We start from the raw sequence: 20801 nt of genomic DNA, 5'->3' as shown, positions 1-20801 counted from the left end.
TTCGTCCTTCGAGCGGATGCGCTTACGTCTGTCCCGGGGCCGTCGCGAGCACGTGCTCCGGCGCGAAGGCAGCGGCAATATCGCTGCGCCCGAACTCGATGAGCTCGGCCACGGCACGGCCCGTCAGTGCGCTCGTGAGGATGCCCTGCCCCGCGTGCCCGCTGGCAATTAGCACTGCCTTCGTCCCCGGATAGCGGCCGATGAGCGGTTTGCCCCCGGGTGTCACCGAGCGCAGTCCCGCCCAGGCCTTTCCGAAGCGGGCTTCGCGCAGTCTCGGCGCCAGCTTCGCCACCGTGGCTCCCAGGTGCATCAGGCCCGTCGGCGTCACGTGGCACGCAAAGCCGACGTCCTCCTCCGTCGCGCCCACCACGATCTCCCCCATGCGCCAGGGCGCCAGGTACGTGGGCCCCGATACCACCCGCGTGAGCCGTACCTCCGGGTGGAAGATCGTCAGCATCTGCCCTCGCATGGGCTTCACTGGCAACGGCGGCAGCCCAGCGATTCCTCCGGACCACGCTCCCGCGCACACCACCAGCTTCCCGGCTCGGAGCGTTTCGTGCTCCGTCCGCACCTCTACTCCGCCCTCAACCTCGGACACCGCTCGCGCGCCCTCGCCCAGGCGCACCCGCACGCCCCTCCGGTGCAGGTCGTGCAACAGCGCGTTCAGGTAGGCCTCCGTGTCCACCATGAAGCCCTGCTCGGTCAGGAAGGCCCCGAGGATGGGAGTGCCCTCCAGCGCCGGCTCCAGCTCCACCACGCGCGGCGCGTCCGTCCAGGTTCCCAGCCACTCGGGATGGATCGCCGCCTTCTGTCCGAGCGCGTCCCGGCCCTTCGCGTCCATCGCCACCCGGAGCACGCCCTGGCCCCGGCGCAGGTGCAGGCCGTCACCCAATGAGGCCAGCTCTTCTGCCAACGCCCCATGCGCCGCCCTCGTGAAGGCGAGCATGTCCGGGTCGTCCAGCAGCCGCACCGAGGGAATCGCCACCCCCGCCGCAGCTCTTGAGCCCTGCCCTCCTGGATCCATCGGATCCAACACCGTCACCCGCGCCCCCAGCATCGCCAGCCGGCGTGCCACCGACAGGCCCATTACTCCGGCTCCGAGAACCAGGACGTCCCAGGTCGCGCTCATCGGTCAGCCTCGCTCCTCGCTCCAGCGCACCGCCTGCATCCGCATCTCGCAGGTGTAGCGGCCCCGCTCGTCCTTCAGCCACAGCTGCTCCGGTGCAGGGTACATCTCCTCCACCGAGAGCTGCTCCGCCGCGCGCGACAGGTACAGCAGCAGCTCCAGCGCGAACGGGGAGGCCGTATCGATCAGGTACGGCTTGCGCTCCGTAGTGCTGCGCACGAAGACGAAGCGAGGCCAGCCACTCGCTCGGCGCTCGCGCTCCACCGCGAGCAGCAAGTCCATCCCGCTCACCTGTGAAAACGAGGTGGTCGGCAATTCCCACCGCTCCCGCTGGTACACCGCGCCGCCGATGCTCAGCCTCGGCAGGTGTCGGCCCTGGGTTCGCAGCTTCGCGTGCAGCACCTGCGGGTGCGCCAGCGCTGCGAACGGCGGGTACGTGTTGAAGTCGTCCAGCGGCATGTACAGCGACAGCCGCTGCCCCTCCCCGTCCGTCAGCACCGGGCCCTCGGGCGTGGGCAGAACCTTCACATCGTGTGGCTTCAGGGCGCCCTGCTCCACGTCCAGGACGTCCGATACCGAGTACACCAGCCGCCGCCCCGGGAAGACGTAGAAGCCTTTGTTGCGGCGGCGGATGGCCAGCCCCACCAATCCCTTCGCCGCCGGCTCGCCCTGAAGCCACTGCCCCGCCACCGACTCGTAGCGCGCACGGTCCGGGTAGAAGGCGCTCAGCCAGCTCCACAGCAACAGGTGATGGTGCACGCGGGCGAGCAGCACCTCGTAGCCGCCTCCGGTCGCCGCGAGGCACACGTCCGGCAACGCATAGCGGCCTCCCGGCTTGGAGTTGCCCAGGAAGTCCTCCGGCAGCGTCCGGGCTCGCGACAGGTCCTCGTCGAGCTGGATGGGCGGCACTGGCGCGAAGCGACTCCCCGACACCTGGTCCGGACGCAGCCGCACCGCATACTCCAAGAAGTCCAGCGGGCGCTCCTCTGGGCCCAGCGCGTCCCGCACCTGCTCGCGGTAGCTGCGCTGCACGCTGTCCCCATACGCCGCCGAGAGCTCCAGTCCCCCGGACAGCTTCGCCGCCATCTCCTCGCTGAAGCGCCGGCTCAATTTCAGCCGGAAGGGCGAGGACGCCTCCTCGTAAAGGATGAGCCGGTCCGAGTACACCTGCCCTTCGCCTCTCCGCGCGGGTTTGCCTGTGTACTCGGTGAAGCGCGTCTCCAACGTCTGGAGTAACTCCCGGCGGTGGGCCAGTCCAGCTTCCTCGAATGCTGCACGCAGGCGCTCCAGCTCGTCCAGCCGCGACAACCAGCGCTCCCGGGCCTCCGAACCAGGCAGCGCAGCCACGGCCTCACGCAGGCTCGCGAAGGCACCAAAGTCATTGGGAACGAAGGGCAGCCCCAGCAGCACCACCGCGGACTTCACCAGCGGCACCACGAGCCGCTCCACCGACTCCACCGGAAGACCCAGTGCTCGCGAGGCTGCGTCCAGCGTCGGAGCCGTGGGCAGTACCTCGAGCAGCCGCTCCGCCTCCGGAGACAGCGCCACCTCCAACTTCAACGGCGAGCAGCTCGCCCGGCCCGCCTCGACCTTGAAGATCGGGTTGGGACGCAGCGGCAAGTACGGGCGCACTCCGCGCTCCCGCGCCACCGCTCGCGCGAGCTCGGTAATGGCCCAGAAGGTGAGGAAGGTGCGCCGCCGTGTGTTCCCACTCGGAACCACGCGCACGTCCGAGCCGCCGTCTCCATCGCACTCGCCGTAGGCGATGGGGCCGAAAAAGCTCGTCGTCTCGTTCTTCGCGCAGAAGCGCTGGAGGTATGTGTAGACCTGTCGCTCCACCCGGCGCGCATCCGAGTTGTCTGGCTTCGACTCCCCCTCCAGGTAGCGCGACCAGACGTTCTCGTACATGGCCGGGTTGGAGAAGAAGACTGCCTCCTGGATGGAGGGATCCGCCGCCCGCTCGCGCAGACGTCTTCGCAACGCCTGTCGCTCCTCCGTGTATCGGGCCGACAATGAAACCCGGCGCGCACGGTAGCGCTCCAGCGCCTGTGCACACCCGGGCCCGTACTTCGGCTTGAGCGAGGGCTCCTTGCCCCGCTCCAGTGCTTCACGCGCCGTCCTCGCCGCCTCGTCGCCCGCGGTGATGCGCACGGCCTCCACCAGCGCTCGCTCGTCCTCGAGCAACGCCGCTACCTCGGAGCGCAGCCCCTCCGTGAAGCCCAGGCCCTCCAGCCAATCGAAAGGGAAACCCGCGTGACGAAGTACGAAGACCTCGCCCAGCGTCCAGCGCTCGCTCATGCGTGTACCCTCTCAAGGACCGCCCGCCCCACCAGTGCCGCTTCCACCTTGCCGCGCTGTGCCTCCGGCAGTGTCGCGAAGAGCTCGCCCACCGGCACCGGATGCTCCGCCCCCGCCACCATCGGCGCGAGCCGCGCGTCCATGGCCAGCACCCCACCCGTGCGCAGGTTCGCCGCGTACCAGGAAGGTTTCACCACGCCGTCGAGCGTTGCTGGCAATTGCACCAGCGCGCAGTCTCCATCCAGCCGTACTCGGTCGCCGCCAGGCACTCCTGGGCTCGGCGGATGAATGGAGGCCCAGGCGACTCGGCCCGGGCTGAGCGGGGCGCGTTGCAGCAGCCTCCCCGCCAATGAGGTGAGCAACTCCGGCAGGCGGGCGTGAGGCACTGTCCCCGAGGCCTCGAAGGGCACCGTGCGCACCAGATCTCGACCCTCGGGCAGTGAGAGGAAGTGCACCGGCACGCCTGCGAAGTCCTCGCCAGGGCGCCCGCGCGTCCAGTGGAACGGCCTCACTCCCGACACCCAATCGAACACGGGTCGCTGGCCGAGCAGCGCGAAGGTCCGCTCGTGCGCAGCCTCGTCCACACCCGGAGCGCCCACCCACCACTCCGCTACCACTCGAGCCCCTGCCGAGCGCAGACGTTCCACCGAGGCAGCCAATGACTCCAGCGGCACGCGCACGCCGTCACTGCCCAAGACCCCACCCTCGTCCATCGTGCAGAAGCCCACCACCGCCGTGCGACAACCGCTCGTCACGAGAGCCTCGGGCTCAAGCAGCGCCCCCAGCGGCACATGGCCCGCCCAGGGCCCTCCGTCCGCTGGTGGACGCACGTTCTCAGGGACCCAGGTGAGCGGCCCCGGCTCCGCCGCGTCCAGCGCCGCTACTCGCCAACGCAGGGGCGCTGCGTCCTCAGGGAACAAGGCCCGTTGGAAGACAGGGAGCGTCGCCAATACCGCGCGATAGGTCGTCACAAAGGGGCCCGCGACCTCCAGCGGAACTGACGCCGGGCACGCCGTTGCCAGCGCTACCGCCGCCGGGAGTTGCACATCCTTCTCCAACCACAGCCGCACCCGCTCTGCACTCGGCAAGTGATCCACCGCACGGGCCAGGTCCTCATCGTAGAGCGCGGGCCGCTGAACACTCCGCAGCACATCGGCCGAGCGCTCGGTGGTGCCGCCCTCCAGCTCGATGTCATCCAACCGCAGGCGCACGCCTGACGGTGGACCGGAGAGCGCCGTCAGCACCGCGCCCAGCGTCCGCAGGGGCCGCAGCGCGTCCGCCCTCTCCCGCTTCCTCAACACGAGCGCGGCGCGCAGCAGCAACAACTCCCGCATCGTCTCGGGCGTGGCGGGCGCTCGCTCCCGAGCCTCCACCACTCGGGCCAGGGTCTCCGGCGCCATCACGCGCTGGCAGAAGGCGCGCGCCACGTCGAGCACCTGCCAGCCCTCGGGAGCATCCGGCACACACGTCACGTCACGGTGCGGAGGCAGCACAAGCAGCTTCATTCTCGCGACTCCGTTCCCCACAGGAAGCAGCAGCGCAGCTCCGCCGTGTGCCGCCCGCCCTTCGCGCCTAGCCACAGTTGCTCGGGCGAGGGACGCATCTCCGACAGCATCACCTCGCCCTTCTGCTCGAGCAGGTTGACGAAGACACGCAGCAGCGCCGGACTTCGCACGTCCATGAGCACCGGCTTGCGCTCGCCAGGGAACTTCGCGAACACATGGTCCGGCAGCCCCCTGCGCGCCCAGATGGCCACCGCCGTCCGGAGCCGAGCCCGGTCATCCTTGCACGCAAGGAGCGCCTCCCCATCCGAGGTCTCCAGCTTCCACTGCTCGCGCTGAATCACCGCGCCGCCGAGCACCAACCGGGGCGTGTGCGCACCCAGCGAGACTCGCAAGGGCCGGACACGTGGCAGGGCGAAGGCCGTCTGCACCAGGCTCTCCATCTCGCCGTTGTAGAGGCACACCTCCGAGCCCAACCGCGTGGACACCAGGCGCGCCGTGCGCCCGTCGCTCTCCACCTGGAGGTCATCGAAGGGCAACCGCCACGCCGAGGCCCGGGCACTCACGCCTCCCAGTTCGACGACGGGCCCGGGGAACTCGGAGGGCAGCAGGCCGGTGCGCCGCGAGGCCAGCACGGTGACGAAGGGCATCGGCCGACGCAGCGCCCCGAGGGCCCGCACCATCTCGCTCTCCACCCTCCTGCGCTCCTCGTGAAATTGCAGCGCCCAACCCCACACCAAGGCCGTGTCATGCACGTCCCCCACCACCAGCTCGTAGTCGCCTCGGCTCCAGGCCTCCACGTCCGAGGCCCCTACGAGCAGATCAATCGAGGTGACGATCGGCAGCGCCACGTCCGCACGAGGCGTGGGAAGCACTGCTGGATCCAGCTCCACGCAAGGTGCCGCCGGGTCCGTGATGGCCGCCGCGAGCGCCGAGGCCACGGTGGTGTCATAGGGCAACGGCCGCTCCCCGTACGCAGCCACCACCTTCCAGAATGGCACCGTCCGCGCGCCCATCAGGGCTGCCACGGCCGAGCGAGCCGCCTCGCGCGTGCGCAGTGCCGCCTCGCCCATCAACCCGAGCGCTGGCTCCAGCCGCCGCGTCAGCTCCCGAGCGCGCTCGCCGCCCAACGTGAGACGCAGGTCTCCGCCGCACTCCTCCCGCATCGGGAGTCGGTCCTGGTAGAAGTTATGGCCCTCGGCAGACGTCGTAGCGGGGGCCTGTGGCGCCACGCTCCAGCGTTCTCGAGCGCGCTTCGCCATCTCCTCGTTGAGCGCCATCTTGGCCGCCGCATCCGCCGCGCCGTAGCGAGCCATCAGCCGCAGCAATCCCTCCAGCTCGTGCAGGTGCCCACGTGCCGCGGGGCCAGGAAGGCCGGCGAGCCGCTCGGCCAGCTCCTCCAGCGGGTGGTGCGACGCCGCGGGCACCTCGAGCTGATGGGTGAACAGGTTACGTCGCAGGCCGAAGCCCACGGTCTCGAGCAGCAGCGGCCACTCCACCCCGAGCGCCTCGCGAAGGGCCGACAGGGGCCGCGTCCCATCCACGGCCTCCACCAGCCTCGGAAGCAGCTCCTCCATGCTCGCGGGGCGGGGCGCCGCTCCTTTGCTCGGAGGCAGCGAGGCGAAGGACTTGAGGCGCAGAACGAGCCAGGGCGCTACCTCCGGATCGGCGGCAATCGCGCGCACCAGCCCCAGCACCAACCACGAGGCGGCAAAGGTGTTGCGCCCCACGAGCAACTCCGGGCCGGACCAGCGCACCGTGACTCCCGAGGGAGCGTCGGACTCCACCCGGCCGTAGTTGATGGGGCCGAAGAAGCTCATCGTCTCGTTCTTCGCGCACAGGCGCTGCAGGTAGCTGGCCACCTGCCGCTTCAGCCGCGCCCCCTCCCTGCCGGCGATCAAATCCCTCGCCACCGGGGGGCTGGAGCTGGCCACCGCCTCGAGGAAACGGGGCTCCGTGCGTAGCGCCGCAAGCGCCTCCTCGACTCGGGCGGACTCGCGGGTGAATGCCGCCTCGAAGGTCGCCGCAGCCTCCTGCGCGGCCTGGGCATGGACGTTGTAGGCGGAGAAGAACTCGGGGGACTCGAGGCCCTCCACAGCCACCGGACGCCCGGCCTTCAACGCCGCCAACACAGCGGGCGGAGGCCGGCGCAGGCGCGGACCGCTCGCCTTCAGCGCCTCCAGCTCACGCTGCTCGGCCCACAGCTTCCGAGCACTCGCTGCAGCCTCGGGACAGCGAAGGCCCTCCAACCGCTCGAAGGGAAACCCCGTGGTGCGGACCACGAGGTGAGGAAAGAGAGTCCAGCCCTTCATGGGTGACGCACCCCAGCCCTTCGGGCCTTTGGAGAGCGAGGGCTCTCCCTAGTTCTTCGGCAGCGGGACGACCTGCACCTCCTGCCCCGGCACCGCCATCACCCACCGCGACCACACCGGCTGGTTGGGGCACGTGATGATCACTTCGATCTCCTTGCCAGCCTCGATGGGCATCGACACCGGCGTCGCACCGGGTGCCATCTCCTCGCCCACCTTGACGAAGCAACCCGGCTGCCCGCCGACGTTCAACGTGCCCTTGCTGCCCGGCTCCGGCCTGGCCTCGGGCAGCGTGCGCACGTCGATGACGTCCTTGCGCACCGCGATTCCGAAGCGGCGCAGCTGACCGTTCTTCGCAGTCGAGACGACGTTCTGATTCACACCCGTCAAGTCGAGGCTGCCCGGGTCATCCACCCGGAGGCCCGCGGCGTAGAGCTGCTCGCCCGGCTCACGGTTGATCACCTCGACGCCGCCGCCCGAGAGCATCTTGGGGACCACCACACCTGCCCCCCCAATGACCACGAGCCCGACGACGCCCATCACAATCCACTTGAGCGGCGAGGACTTGGAAGCAGCGGGTTTCGCCGCAGTCGCGACCGGAGTCACAACGGGCTGCACCGCGGGAGCCGGCGCCCTGGGAGGCGCACTCACCGGAGGGGCACTGGGCGCCACCTGGGTCGTCGTGCGGCTGGACACCGGGACGGCAGGCTGCAACGCGGGCCCAGACGGACGAGGAGGTGCCGCGGGCGCGGCGGACAGGGACGGCCTGGGCGGCACCGCGGGCACGGACTGAGACGGACGCGCCGGCATGGACGCGGGCACGGAGGGCATGCCCGACGAGGACAGCGCCGCCGGACGCGACGCCACCGTCGGAGGCGGGGGCGGCACGGGAGGCGCAACCGCCGGCACGGAACGCGAGGGCGCGGCCGGCGCCACGGGCTCCGAAGCCGAGACGTTCAACGTGGGAGGCTCGGGAGGCAGCGCAGTGGGGGCGATGAGGCCCTGCTGAGCCGACCGGTAGACCTCGGTGCGCTCGTCCGCACCCGCCGCGGCAGGAGGCGCGGGAGGAGCCGCAGGAGGAGGCGGCGGCGGACGCGGTGCCACCGCCTGGGGCTGCTGCGGCATGGCGCTCACCTGTCCGGCACCGGAAGGCCGGAAGCTCGCGCCCGCCACGGGCTCGCCCGTCCCGCCCGGGGCGACGGGAGCGCGAGGCGGACTGCCAGAGCCCGTGCCCTGCGGTCCTCCCACGCTCGGGAACGAGCCCGTGAACGGACCATTCTGGGTGGGACCGAACTCCGCGAGCCGATCGGCCAGTGTGGCCTTGAAGAACTGGGCCACCGCCGCTGGCGACGAGTTGAGCCGGTGGTGGGCCATCACCGCCTCGATCTCCTCGCGCATGGCCGCCGCGGACGGCGTGCGGCGCGCCGGGTCCTTCACCAGGGCGCGCAGGATGAGATCCGACACATCCTGGGGGATGTTCGGCTTGAGCTGCGACGGCACGGGCGCGGGCTCACGCACGATGGCGCTGAGCGTGGCTGCGTCGTGATCGCGCTTGAAGGGCAGCTGGCCCGTGAGCAGCTCGAAGAGCACCACGCCCAGGGCGAACACGTCGTTGCGCGCGTCCAGGGGGCGGCCCGCGGCGGCCTCGGGGGAAATATAGGAGATCTTCCCCTTCAGCACGCCGGCTTGGGTGTTCTCCTCGCCCTGCACCTTGGCGATGCCGAAGTCACTCAGCTTGATGGCGCCGTCGAGCGAGATGAGGACGTTGTGGGGACTCACGTCGCGGTGCACCACCGGGTGGGGCACGCCGGCCGGGTCCACGTAGCTGTGCGCGTAGTGCAGGCCCGCGGCCGTCTCGGCGACGATGCGCAGCGCGTGCTCGATGGGCAGGGCGAGCCCCTTGCGCCGCAGCTCGTTCATCAGCTTCTTCAGATCCGGGCCGCGCACGTACTCCATGAGGATGTACGCCACGCCGTCGTTCATGCCCACGTCGAACGTCTGCACGACGTTGGGGTGCGTGAGGCGCGCGTTGGCCCGCGCCTCGGCGAAGAGCATGTCGACGAACTCCGCGTTCTCCGCGAACTGCGGAAGGATCTTCTTCATCACCACGAACTTCTCGAACCCCTTCACGCCGACCTGCTTGGCGAGGAACACCTCGGCCATGCCGCCCTGCCCCAGCCGGCGGATGATCTGCAGTCGGGTGGCGCTGATGGAGTTGCTGATGTCCGTGCTGCCGCCCTTGACGTTCGGATCCAAGTTGGTGGAGCCAAACAGGTACTGGCTGAGCGCGCGCGGCTCGATCGCCTCGATGTCATCCAACGGCGGCTCTGCCAGCGACGAGCGACTGAGCAGCGGCACCAGCTGAGGGATGGCGGGCAGGCGCGCGGTCCCGCCACAGATGGGGCACTCGCGCTCCGGGCTGGCGTTGGCGCGCAGCTTGGCCAGGTACTCGGAGGCCAGGGCGCGCTGGTGGTGCTCGTGGCCGCAGTTGCGGCACTCGCACGGCAACCACAGCGTGCCAATCTGCGCGGTGAGCTGCTTGGTGAAGCGCGCCAGCGCGTTGAGCGCCGGCGGGGGCACCCGGCACAGCACCACCTTGGCGCCCTGCGCCGCCATGCTCAGCACTTGCTCCAGCTTGAGGACCGCCTCGGGCTCCACCTTGGTGACGTGCGAGAAGTCGAAGGCGACGCGCCCCTCCAGACCCGAGGCCAACCGGCGCACGTTCAGGTCCCCCTTCAGCTCGCTGGCGAGGGTGACGTACGTGATGTCGTCCTGGATGATCTTCAGGTGCGTGGTGAGCGAGCTGGGTGCGCTGGGCGTGGTGGCGCGCAGGTAGCGCATCACCACCGGGTCCACCGTGCCGAACTGCTGGCGTTTGGCGTAGTCGAAGAACTCGCTCGGCAGATCCGCGAACTCCAGCTTGCCAGCGCACACCGGGCAGGAGTGCTCGGGGGCGCGACCCTCGGCGATGAGGGGCGCCTCTGTCTGCAGGTTCACCAGGCGCAGCCGGTCCTCGCCGCAGGCACGGCACGTGTAGGGCGCCAGCACCGACAGCACCCGCGACACGCCGGCGAAGCCCTCCACCATGTTGAGCTGGTCCACCATCACCGGTGGCGCGTTGACCACGTAGAGCGCGATGCCCCCAGGGGGCAGCTTGCTGGCGAACTCGATCCACCGCCGCACACCGAAGGAGCTGATGCGCTCCACCTGGCCGAGATCGACGATGATGAGCCCACTGAGGTCCGGAGAGGACGACGTCAGCGGGAACGTCTCATCGATGACGCCAGCGATGCGGACGTGGTTGATGGTACCCACGCGCACGCGGCTGATAGTGGCACTGGAACCCTGCTGCGTCTCCACCGTCCCGCTCCTCATTCCGACTGGAAGTACAGCAACGACTTGGGGAGCACGGCGCGGCGACGCGCCTCCCCGAACCCGACAACGCCCAGCATCCGCGTCTCCATCCCTGGCACGACGCGCACCGCGATGAGATCGCACGCTTCCAGGATGCGCCGCATGCCCAGTCCCGCTCCACCTCCCGAGGCGTTCACTTGCATACGCCCACCCAGAGAGGCCACGGCACGCGCGATGGGCTCGGACGTCAGCCGTCCGAAGAGATCCATCGCCTCCAGGTAGATGCCACCCTCGCCCACCGCGAACGACACCTGGCAGACGTGCTCCGGCGCCACGGCCCGCACCGAGTCACGCCGGTGGGCATAGAGCGGCGTGCCGCTCGCATCCACCGGAGCGTCCAGCAGCGCGTTGGCCGCCAGCTCGTGCATCACCTCGGCCGCGAGGTGAGCCGCGCTCCGGCTGCCCTGGGAGGACTCCACCAGCGAGGCCGCCTCGGACGAGGCCCCCTGGATGTCCACCACCTGCTCCAACCACTGCTTCGCCACCGCCGCCCCGGGAGGCATCAGCGACTCGCCCTTCACGAGCGCGGCCAGCACCCGCACCTCCCACGCGGACGGAAGTCCTTCCGGCTCGCGCGTGGCCAGCAGCAGCGCCGCCGGGTCTCTCTCCAGCAGCGCCGCGTGGGACGGCCCCAGACGACCATCGAAGAGCACCAGCTCGCGCGCCTTCGCCCGCACGCCCACCCGCTCCGTCACCAACGGAAGTCCCCCGCGAACGAGCGTGGGCGCGGCCTGCTCCAGCATGGCGGGAGCCAGCGAGGAATCCGCGATGAGGTGGAGGCCGGTGGCGGCCCCCGGGCGATGGGCGACTCTCACGTGATGACTCAGTACTGGAACTTGACCTCGCTGAAGACACTCAGCGGGGGCGCGGGGAAGCCGTGGGACTCCTCGTACTTCGCGTTGAAGAGGTTGGAGCCTAGCACTGACACCGTCAGCCCCTTGGTGACATTGGCCCCCACGCGCGCGGTGGCGGTGAAGTAGCCGGGCAACTTGACCTGCTCGAGCTCACCCGTGTCGGAGTTCTCCAGGAACCCTGGATCGAAGCGGTCGCCGACGTAGATGGCGTACAGCTCGGCGAAGGCGAACTTGCCGAAGTTGGTCCGGCCGCGCGCGTACACGCGGTGCTGGGGCGCGTAGTCCAACGGCCGCTCCGGCCGGCCCGCGAAGGCGAGCGCGCGCGCATCCAGGAACTGGTACGCCACATCGAACGAGGAGTTGATGGCCGCCACCTGCGCCGCGGCCTCCAGCTCGAAGCCCGTCACGCGCGCGTCTCCGACGTTCTTGAACTGTGACGTGGAGCCAAAGAGGAGCTCCTGGTTGATGAAGTTCTTCGCCAGGTTGTAGAAGCCCGTGCCCGTCAGCCGCACGGTGCGGTCGAACGGCCAGAAGTCGACCGAGGCCTCGAGGGTGTCGAGCGTCTCGGCGTTCAGGTTGCCGTTGCCCAGCAGCGTGGCCGCGTACATCTGCTGGTTGATGGCCAGCTCCGCCAGCGTGGGCGCGCGGAAGGCTCGGCCGTAGTTGGCGCGGAAGGACAGGTCCGGCCGGGCGTGGAACACCACGCTGGCGCGCGGGGAGATCTGATCCGTGCGCGCCTGCCAGACCGTCTCCGGAATCATGTACTTGTCGTAGCGGGCACCCGCGCTCAGCACGAGCTGGCTGATCGGCCGGTACTCGGCGTCGACGAAGCCACCGAGGATCTGCTGCTGGGTTTCGTCCAGCGACAGGCCGGGCAGCACGTTGGGGTTGTTGACCAGGTCGTTCTTGTAGTCACCGCCGAAGGTGACGGTCAGGTCACCCAGGGAGAGGAGCGCACGGGCCTCACCGCCCAGCCGACGGCGCTTGCCGAGCGGCGCCTGGGGGTTCTCCTCATTGAAGGCGTTCTCCATCTCCACCTGACGGCGCTTGAAGAGGGTGTACGCCTGGGCGAACACACGCACGTTGTCGGACACCTGCTGGTCGAACTGCGCGCTCGCGTTGAAGTTCTGCACGCGCTCGACGTCGTCGGGCGTGTAGTGGCAGCGACCGCAGTTGCCCACCGTGGAGATCTGGTGGCCACCGGGGCGGCCAATCTCAGCGGTGGTGAAGTCGGCGTCCAGCCGCAGCCCCTTCACCTGCACCTTGCCGCTCACCTGGTGCACCAGCGAGTCCTCGTTGGTGTCCACGAGGTTCTGCTGCGGATCATTGAAGAGCTGCGGGCCGTCCGAGCCGAAGCCGTAGTAGTTGACGAGCGCCTCCACCGGTCCGCCCCGGCCCGCCGCGGTGGCCTGGGCGCGCCAGGTGCGATCCTGGCCGACGAGCAGCCGCGCGTCCGTGCCCCAGTTCCGCCCGTCCTGCATCAGGTCCGAGGGCTGGCGCTCGATGATGTTGATGACGCCGCTGAAGGCGTTGGAGCCGTACAGCGAGGAGCCGGGGCCCCGGATGACTTCAATCTGCTTGAGGTTGCTCAGCGGCGTGGTCTCGTCCGCGTAGAACTGGCCCGTCCAGGGGTCCGTCAGCGGCCGGCCGTCCTTGAGGAGCAGGAGCCGGTTGGAGAGGTAGTTGGAGCCCAGGCCGCGCGCGCTCACCGCCGCCTTGCGCATGGAGCCGCGCCGGCACTCCATACCGGGGAAGTACTGGATGGCCTCGCACAGGGTGAACTGGCCGGTGCCCTCCAGCTCCTCGGCGGGAATCCAGGAGATGGTCATCGGCACGTCCGCGATGCGCTGGCTGCGCTTGGAGGCCGTGGACACCACCGCCTCACTGAGCAGCTGCTGCACGGACTCCTCCAGCGAGGAGTCGCTGGAAGCGGCGAGCGGATCCGGGATGTCCACCCCCGCCAGGCCCGAGGGCGGAGGCAACGGCCGCGAGGTGGCCGGGCCCGTGAAGGGCGCGCGCTGGGGGACATTCGACGTGGCGGGAGGCGGCAGCGGCAAGGACTTGCGCGCCTTCGGGGCATCCGCCGCCGAGGAGGTCTGTGCTGCCCCACTTCCAGAGGCGAGGCCACACATCAGCCCGACGAGGGCCGGAAGCCAGGCGATTCGAGTCGAGTGCATCGTTCTCTACGTCCCGCGAGGTGAAAGAGAAGCGTTCAGGAGACACCAGGACTGGCCGAGTGGCGCGTTTTCCTGGCCGTCATTGCGTCGGCTTTCGCCGAGCGCCCAGAGTGTTGAAGGGTGATTATTCTAACTTTTTAAGAAGGGAAAAGTCGCCCCCCCTCCCTGGTCAGTCATCCGGCTGTTCCGCCGAGACCTCCAGGGCATCGGCGAAGGAAGGAAGCACGGGTTGGAGGGCCGAGGGCTCCATGAGGGCCTTCGTCTCCACGCGCAGTGTAGGCGCCTCCACCAGCACGGGCTGGCGGCGGGGAGGGCCGCTCTGGAGCAGCCTGCGGAAGTCCTCCAGCTCCTTGGCCTGTACGGCGACGAAGGCACCGAAGGGAGCCACCGGCTCAAGCTTCTGCAGGTTCTGCGTCAGGTCGTCCTCGTCGCCCCGCATGCCCACGAGGACGGCGCCCGGCACCTTGCTGCTGCGGAAGAGCACCCGGACACCTTCGGGCACGTGCGCCAGCGGCACCAGCGCGGCCTCGGCGCCCTTGGCCTCCAGCATCTTGAGGGCGGACTCCACGTTGGGCACGGGGGTCAGCTTGAAGTGCTTCTTGGCATCCAGGTCTCCGGCCAGCACCACGTTGGTGACGAACTTGGGATCCGTCGCGCCCGCGCCCTTGACGATGGCGAGCCGCTTGCCGGCCAGATCCTTCACCGAGCCCTTCGCGGTCGAGATGATGGCCCAGCGCTGGGACGTCTCACCGGAGAGCGGGGCGAGCGCCACCGGGGTGGCCTTGCCGAGCTGCACTGCCGCCCAGGAGTCCACGACGGCGAAGTCGATGAGGCCCTCGGAGACGGCCTTCGAGAAGTCCTCGTAGCGGGCGAAGCTCTTGGCCGCGGTGGCACGACCGGTGGCCGCCGACAGCTTCGCGGCGAGCGCCTCGGCGTACGCGAAGCGCTGCTGTCCGTCAGTGAGGGTGGTGGGCAGGAAGACGCCCAGGGTGGCCTTCTTGGCAGCCGCGCCAGCGGCGGGCGCCCACGCGCACACCAGCGCGAGGCCCAGGAGGAACGAGCGGGGGGAAATCATGGCGTGTTATCCGAAGCGGTGGCGCTGGAGGGCTCGGGGTTGGAGGTCGGGGCGGGGTTCGCCGGGTCGGACAGGCCGTAGAGCATCTGCAGGCGCTCCTTCCACTCGCGGACGGCGGCGGCGCGCGGCCCGCCCGCGGCGAGGTAGCGGCGATAGGCGTCCACGGCCTCGCCCATCTCGCGGCGACGCTCCTGGGCGTCGATGCCGAGGTTGAGCGTGGCCTGGGGCACGGTGCCTTCGAGCTTGCGCCAGATGGACACGGCGTCCGCGGCCTTCTTGCCGCGGTAGGCCACGCAGGCGAGGTTGTGCTGCAGGGCGGCGCTGTCCGGCGAGAGGGCCAGTGCGGCCTTGAAGGCCTTCTCCGCGGCCTTCATGTTGCCGGAGGCATAGGCGCGCTCGGCCTCGCGACGGTGAAGCGCGCTGTTGAAGGACGCCGTCCACTGTGCCTGCTCGGGGATGGGGCGCTTCGTGGCGGCCGTGAGCGCCTTGCGAGCCTGCGGCAGCTGGTCGCGGCGGTAGAGGACAAAGGCGTCGGCGAGCTGGCGGGTGTTGGGCCGGGCCCACTCGGGCGTGGGAGAGAGTGCACGCTTGAGGCCCGCGCTCGCGTCTCCGAAGCGGCCCTCTTCCGCCTGGGCGAGCGCCTTGGCGAAGACGGCCAGGCGGCCCAGGCTGGACGAGTTACCGCCGACACCCGCGCGCTCCGCGGACTCCACGTCCTGACGGGCGCCCGCGCCATCACCCGCCTCCAGGCGAGCGAAGGCACGACGCAGGTGGGCGCGCGAGAGGTTGGCGCGCGTCACCTCGATGGCGCGTTTGGAGGTACCGGGCTCGGACAGCCGCTTGAGGGCGGCGTCCACTTGCCCAAGCTCCATCTCCGCGAGCGCCGAGCCGGCGGACACATCGGCCAGCGAGGCCACGTCCGGCGCCATCTGCCCGGCCTTCTCGAAGGACTCGAGCGCCTCCTTGGGGGCACCCGCGCCCAGCCGCGCGTAGCCGAGCAGCAGGTGCTCGCGCCAGGTGGTCTCGGGCATCTGCACGCCCTGCTCCATCACCTTACGGGCCTCGGCGTGGGAGCCCTGCTGCAAGAGGACGGCGCCCAACCGGCGCGCCATGGCGGACGAGCGCTCCAGATCGAAGGCACGGCGCAGGTCGCGCACCGCGTCGTCCACGCGCCCGTTACCGGCCCGATCCCGAGCGCGGTGGGCCAGCGCACGAGCCAGCCACTTCTTCGCGTCGGCGTGCTCCGGCTCCAGCTTGAGGGCGTTGGTGTAGTCGTCGATGGTCAGGTCCCACTGGCCGGTGGCGAAGTGGTCCGCGCCCAGCAGCACGTAGCCGAGCGCCTGCTTGGGGGCCATCTCCAGTACGCGGCGGTGGACCTCCACGGCGCGCGCGTAGCGGCCAGCGCGGCGGTTGACGCTGCCGAGCGTGGACCACAGCTCCAGGCTGTCGGCGCCCGACTGCACGGCGCCCTCGAGGAAGGCGATGGCCTCCTCGTTGCGGCCCTGCTTCTGCAGCGCCATGCCCACGGCAATCTGCGCGGCCACGTCGCCCGGAGCCTGCTCCAGCACCTTGCGGTACTCGGTCTCCGCCTCAGCGGGTCGGCCCTGGGCCATCCGCACGTCACCGAGCAGCATGTGCGCCGGCGGCGTGCCACCCAGCTTCACCAGCGCCAGCGCCTGCACCTCGGCGCGCGGCAGATCCTTGGACTCCAGCAACAGCCGCCCCAGACGCTCGCGGACCTCAGGCACCTGCGGGAAGCGCCGGGTGAGGCCCTCGAGCAGCGCCATGGCCTCGGCCAGCTTCCCTTCCAGCTCCAGCACCGCGCCCAGGCCCATCTGGATGGAGACGGACTCGGCCCGGCCCACCTGAGCCCGTTGGAAGGACAGGCGCGCCGCGGCCGGGTCGTTCCTCAGCAGGTGGCCGCGGCCGAGCAGCTCATGAATCTGGTAGTCGTTGTTGGCAATCCGCTCCGGGCGCTGGGCCAGGTAGGCCTGCAGCTCCGCCACGGTCGCGTCGCCATCCATCGCGATGAGGGCGTAGTAGTTGCCCAGGTAGTAGTGGACGAGCAGGTGCTCGGGCTGGTTGGCCACGGTCACCTGCTGCAGCACCGGCACCGCCTCCTCGTAGCGCTTGAGCTTGAAGAGCGCGATGCCCAGCGGATAGGCCAGGTCGAGCGAGTCGCGGTTGGCCGCGTACACCGGGGCCACGCGCTCGACGACGCGGGCGTAGTCCTGAAGGGCGAGGCCCACGGCGCCCAGGCCCGCGGCGGCCGGCACGGAGGTGGGCTCCGCGGCGAGCGCCTTCTCGAAGAGCTCCAGGGCCTTGCGGTACTTGGTCTCCGCGCGCTTCTTGTCGCCCGAGGTAGCGGCGGCGCTGGCGTCCACCTGAGCCGACTCACCCTCCCGGACGAGCCGCTGCGACTCGGTCATGGGGGGTGGACGGTACTGGGCGAACGTGGCCGTTCCGGCGAGCGAATGCGCGACGACGAGGGCCGCGACGAGGCGGCGGACGGGGGGTCGGGAGAGGCGTCTCATGCGACTCATGGGGAGGCGGGGCTGAACTCGGCGACGACCACGGTGATGTCATCCTGCGCCTTGAGGCCGGCGCTGAAGGCGCGTGCATCCGCCAGGATGGCATCGCGCAGGGCCTCGGCGGACAGATGGGCGTTGGCCTGGAGGGCGTTCGCCAGGCGCTGGGTACCGTATTGCTTCTGGCTGGCGTCACGGGACTCGGTGAGGCCGTCCGTGTACCAGACGATGATGTCACCGGGCCGCAGCTGGGCCTGGCGCGAGGCGAACTGAGAGCTGGCGGAAGCGCCCAGCAGCACACCGCGCGCCGGCAGCGAAGCCACCTGGCGGGAGAGGCGGTTGTAGACGATGGGGCTGGGATGGCCGCCGCTCGCGTAGTCGATGACGCCCGTCTGCACGTCGATGATGGCCAGCGCGCTCGACATCTGGTGCTCGCCCCGGCCCACGTGGGCCATGGTGACGTTGAGCGAGGAGATGAGGAGCTGAGCGGAGAGCTCCGCGGGCGGGCGCATGGTCATGGCCGCGGCGAAGCCGCTGGTGGCGCTCGTCGCCACCAGGGCGGTGGCGAGGCCGTGGCCGGTGACATCGCCGATGCCGATCACCACGCGCCGCTCATCCAGGGCCGCGCGCGTCCACCAGTCGCCGCCGCACGCATCCGCGGTGACAACGAGGCCGGCGATGCGCAGCGGGCCCGCCTGGAAGCCCTCGCGGCCGGGCAGCAGCGTCTCCTGTACGGTGCGCGCGAGCGACACGTCGCGCTCGAGCTGAGCCTTGGCGCGCACGTCCTCGAGCAGCACGTTGATGCGCTCGGCCATGTGGTTGAACACCACCCCGAGCGTGGTCACCTCGCGCCCAGCACCCCGCACCTCCTCGGTGCGCGCGCTCAGATTTCCAGCGGCCAGCTGCATCACCTTGCTGGTGAGCACGCCCAGGGGCCGGGTGATGCGGCGGCTCTGAATGGCCACGAGCACACCGGCCACCAGCAGGAAGCCCAGACCCAGCCCCGCCATGGTGATGGTGTTGCGGCGCAGCGACTCCTGCTTGGACGTCTCCAGCTCGTGGAGCTGCTTCTGCAGGGACTCCAGCGAGTAGCTGATGACAACCACGCCCTGGCCACTCTGGGAGCCGTAGTTGATGGGCTCCTGGTACTCAATGATGGGCTTCCCCTGGTACAGCGCGCTGGCCCAGCGCCGCTCCGGCTTGCGCTCGGTGGTGGTGCCCAGCTTCGCGTCCGGCGACGAGTCCGCTGCGAGCTGGCTGTCCGCGTCGTAGATCTGCACGCGGAGGATGTTGGGGTTGTCCTCGATGATGGAGCGCGCCACCTCGGAGAGGAAGGCGTAGTTGTTGTCGCGCAGCGAGGTGGCCGAGGTGAGCGACAGGGTATGGCTGAGCGTCTGACCCAGCTCGGTTGCCTGGTTCTGGACCTGCTCCGTGAAGCGCCCCGACGTCTCCTCGAACTGGGCATTGGTGGACACCCAAGCCACGGAGGCGAGCAGGCCCACGATGATGCCCACCAGCACGCCGGTGGTGACGAAGAGGAGTTGATCCAACCGGAGCCCGCGGATGGCGGCCACATCGGGGAGCTCGCCGGCCTCCAGCGGGGCCACGATGGTGCCCGTCATCTCCGGGTACAGAGGGGAGAGTGCCGTCGAGGTATTGCCCGCCACACGGGTGGCGGTACCGGTAAGGGTAGACTCCGGATGCTCGACCGGCCCACCAGGGGGGGGTTGGGAGGGCAGAGGGGCGTTGGACAAGGCAGGACTCTGTTCGGCGCTGGGGGGGAGCGCGACGGCTATCTGACTCTGAGAGGCCGCGACTCTAGCGCACTTTTCCTGTTAGGCGAGTCCCCCCCTGTTGGGAAGGAGGGGAGAGACCCGCGACGGGTCCGTGTGGAACTTCGCTGGTAGTGTGGACCCTGGGATTGACCCGTCCCCCCTGGAAACTCTACAGGGCGGACAGTGTCCCTGAACAAGCGCGCGCGTTCCTTTGGGCAGTGGCTCGCTCTCGGCTCCGTGGTGGGCGCCGTGTGCGGCGTGGCCTCGGCGGTGTTCCTGTACTTGTTGGATCAGGCCACGCACGTGAGGACCTCGCACGAGGCCATCGTCTATACCCTGCCGCTGGCGGGCCTCGGTATTGGCGCGCTCTATGCTCGATGGGGAACCCCCATCCGAGGCGGCAACAACCTTGTCATCGACACGGTGCACGAGGGTGACAAGCAGCTTCCGGTGCGCATGGCGCCCATGGTGCTGCTGGGGACGGTGCTCACCCATCTCTTCGGAGGCAGCGCCGGGCGCGAGGGCACCGCCGTGCAGATGGGGGCGAGCCTCGCCGACGCCGTCGCGCACCGCTTCCGCGTGTCGCCCGCCACGCGCCGCGAGCTGCTCGCCGCTGGCATCGCCGGGGGCTTCGGCTCCGTCTTCGGCACGCCCATCGCGGGCACCGTCTTCGGGCTCGAGGTCGTCTGCGTAGGGCGCATGAGCTACGAGGCTCTCGTCCCCGCGCTGGTGTCCGCGGTGGTGGGCGACCTCGTCACCCGCTCGCTTGGCATCCACCACACGGTGTACCCCACTCCCGCAGCGCTGCCCCTCACGCCGGGGGTGCTCGGCAAGTGGCTCCTCTTCGGGGTCGCGGTGGCTGGGGTGGCCGTGGCGTTCGTGGAGCTGGTCCACTTCCTGAAGAAGCGGCTGGAGAAGAGCGTCCCTTCCCTCCCCCTGCGCATGGCCCTGGGTGGGGTCCTGCTCGTGGTGCTCTGGAAGGTCGTGGGCACGAGCGACTACCTCGGCCTGGGCGTACCCACCATTGAGCGATCCTTCGTGGACCCGACCCTTCCACCCGAGGCCTTCGCCCTCAAGCTGCTCTTCACCGCCATCACACTGAGCGCGGGCTTCCTCGGGGGCGAGGTGACGCCCCTCTTCTTCGTGGGAGCGGCGCTCGGGAATGTGCTGGCTCGGCTGCTCGGCCTGCCGCTGGACCTGGCGGCGGGCGTGGGCCTTGCCGCGCTTTTCGGAGCCGCGGCCAATACACCTCTGGCCCTGTCCCTCATGGCCGTGGAACTGCTCGGCGCCGGAGTCCTGCCCCACGTCGTCATCGTGACGGTCACCGCCTACCTCCTCACGGGGCAGCGGGGCATCTACCCGGCGCAGCGCATCGCGCAGCTCAAGCACGGAGGGCCGCTGCTCTCGCGGCTGGTGCCCCTGCGAGACGTGGAGTCCCAGCCCGGTGCCACTCCCGGGGAGCAACCCCCACCGGAGCCACCAGCGACACACGAGGGCTCTCGTTAGGTAGAGACGCGCGGGCCGGCGATCACCCGCCCCCATCAGCCGGTCTGTTGGCTTCAAACAGCCCTCCCGGCACGTCCGTGTAATGACTCGTGCCAGGCGTGAACGCTTCGTGACGAGGCCTCCGCCTACGCCGCAGCGCGGCATGTCCGATGGACGGGTCATCCTCGGGGGCGCTGGAGATTCCGGGGCACCTTTGCGCTATAGGGGGGCCGCCGATTCCCACCCATGACTAGAGAG

The 20801-nt window shown here is 70.0% G+C and carries 11 protein-coding genes; 1 reads left to right on the top strand and 10 read right to left on the bottom strand.

From position 1 onward, the window contains the following. Window positions 1-22: 22 nt before the first annotated feature. The 10 genes from F0U60_RS21830 to F0U60_RS21785 all read right to left on the bottom strand — a co-directional run bounded on the left by F0U60_RS21830 (window position 23) and on the right by F0U60_RS21785 (window position 18905). Window positions 23-1129: an NAD(P)/FAD-dependent oxidoreductase gene (locus F0U60_RS21830; protein WP_395822897.1), complete on the bottom strand. Its 1107-nt coding sequence runs from the start codon at window positions 1127-1129 to the stop codon at window positions 23-25. A gap of 3 nt (window positions 1130-1132) precedes the next feature. After that, window positions 1133-3424: a lantibiotic dehydratase gene (locus F0U60_RS21825; protein ID WP_395822895.1), complete on the bottom strand. Its 2292-nt coding sequence runs from the start codon at window positions 3422-3424 to the stop codon at window positions 1133-1135. Continuing rightward, window positions 3421-4929, bottom strand: a complete 1509-nt coding sequence (locus F0U60_RS21820) for a hypothetical protein (protein ID WP_395822893.1) — start codon at window positions 4927-4929, stop codon at window positions 3421-3423. The genes F0U60_RS21825 and F0U60_RS21820 overlap by 4 nt, the downstream gene beginning before the upstream one ends. After that, window positions 4926-7238: a lantibiotic dehydratase gene (locus F0U60_RS21815; protein WP_395822891.1), complete on the bottom strand. Its 2313-nt coding sequence runs from the start codon at window positions 7236-7238 to the stop codon at window positions 4926-4928. The genes F0U60_RS21820 and F0U60_RS21815 overlap by 4 nt, the downstream gene beginning before the upstream one ends. A 48-nt stretch (window positions 7239-7286) precedes the next feature. Beyond that, window positions 7287-10610: a serine/threonine protein kinase gene (locus tag F0U60_RS21810; protein WP_395822889.1), complete on the bottom strand. Its 3324-nt coding sequence runs from the start codon at window positions 10608-10610 to the stop codon at window positions 7287-7289. After that, complete coding sequence (locus F0U60_RS21805) at window positions 10607-11464, bottom strand: hypothetical protein (protein WP_395822887.1); 858 nt, start codon at window positions 11462-11464, stop codon at window positions 10607-10609. The genes F0U60_RS21810 and F0U60_RS21805 overlap by 4 nt, the downstream gene beginning before the upstream one ends. Before the next feature lie 8 nt (window positions 11465-11472). After that, the gene (locus F0U60_RS21800; RefSeq protein ID WP_395822885.1) at window positions 11473-13680 is read right to left on the bottom strand and encodes a TonB-dependent receptor plug domain-containing protein; all 2208 of its coding nucleotides are present in this window, start codon (window positions 13678-13680) and stop codon (window positions 11473-11475) included. Between the two features lie 169 nt (window positions 13681-13849). Further along, on the bottom strand, window positions 13850-14755 hold the full coding sequence (locus F0U60_RS21795; protein ID WP_395822883.1) for a PhnD/SsuA/transferrin family substrate-binding protein: 906 nt from the start codon (window positions 14753-14755) through the stop codon (window positions 13850-13852). After that, on the bottom strand, window positions 14752-17289 hold the full coding sequence (locus tag F0U60_RS21790; RefSeq protein ID WP_395822881.1) for a tetratricopeptide repeat protein: 2538 nt from the start codon (window positions 17287-17289) through the stop codon (window positions 14752-14754). The genes F0U60_RS21795 and F0U60_RS21790 overlap by 4 nt, the downstream gene beginning before the upstream one ends. 5 nt (window positions 17290-17294) lie before the next feature. Next, the gene (locus F0U60_RS21785; protein ID WP_395825376.1) at window positions 17295-18905 is read right to left on the bottom strand and encodes a SpoIIE family protein phosphatase; all 1611 of its coding nucleotides are present in this window, start codon (window positions 18903-18905) and stop codon (window positions 17295-17297) included. 336 nt (window positions 18906-19241) lie between these two features. On the opposite strand from F0U60_RS21785, the gene F0U60_RS21780 reads away from it, so the two are divergent. Continuing rightward, complete coding sequence (locus F0U60_RS21780; RefSeq protein WP_395822879.1) at window positions 19242-20564, top strand: chloride channel protein; 1323 nt, start codon at window positions 19242-19244, stop codon at window positions 20562-20564. Window positions 20565-20801: the final 237 nt, after the last annotated feature.

The sequence above is a fragment of the Archangium minus genome (assembly GCF_044360475.1).
Taxonomy (GTDB): domain Bacteria; phylum Myxococcota; class Myxococcia; order Myxococcales; family Myxococcaceae; genus Archangium; species Archangium minus.
Note: the sequence above shows the minus strand (reverse complement) of the source record. Positions and strands in the feature narration are given on the sequence as shown.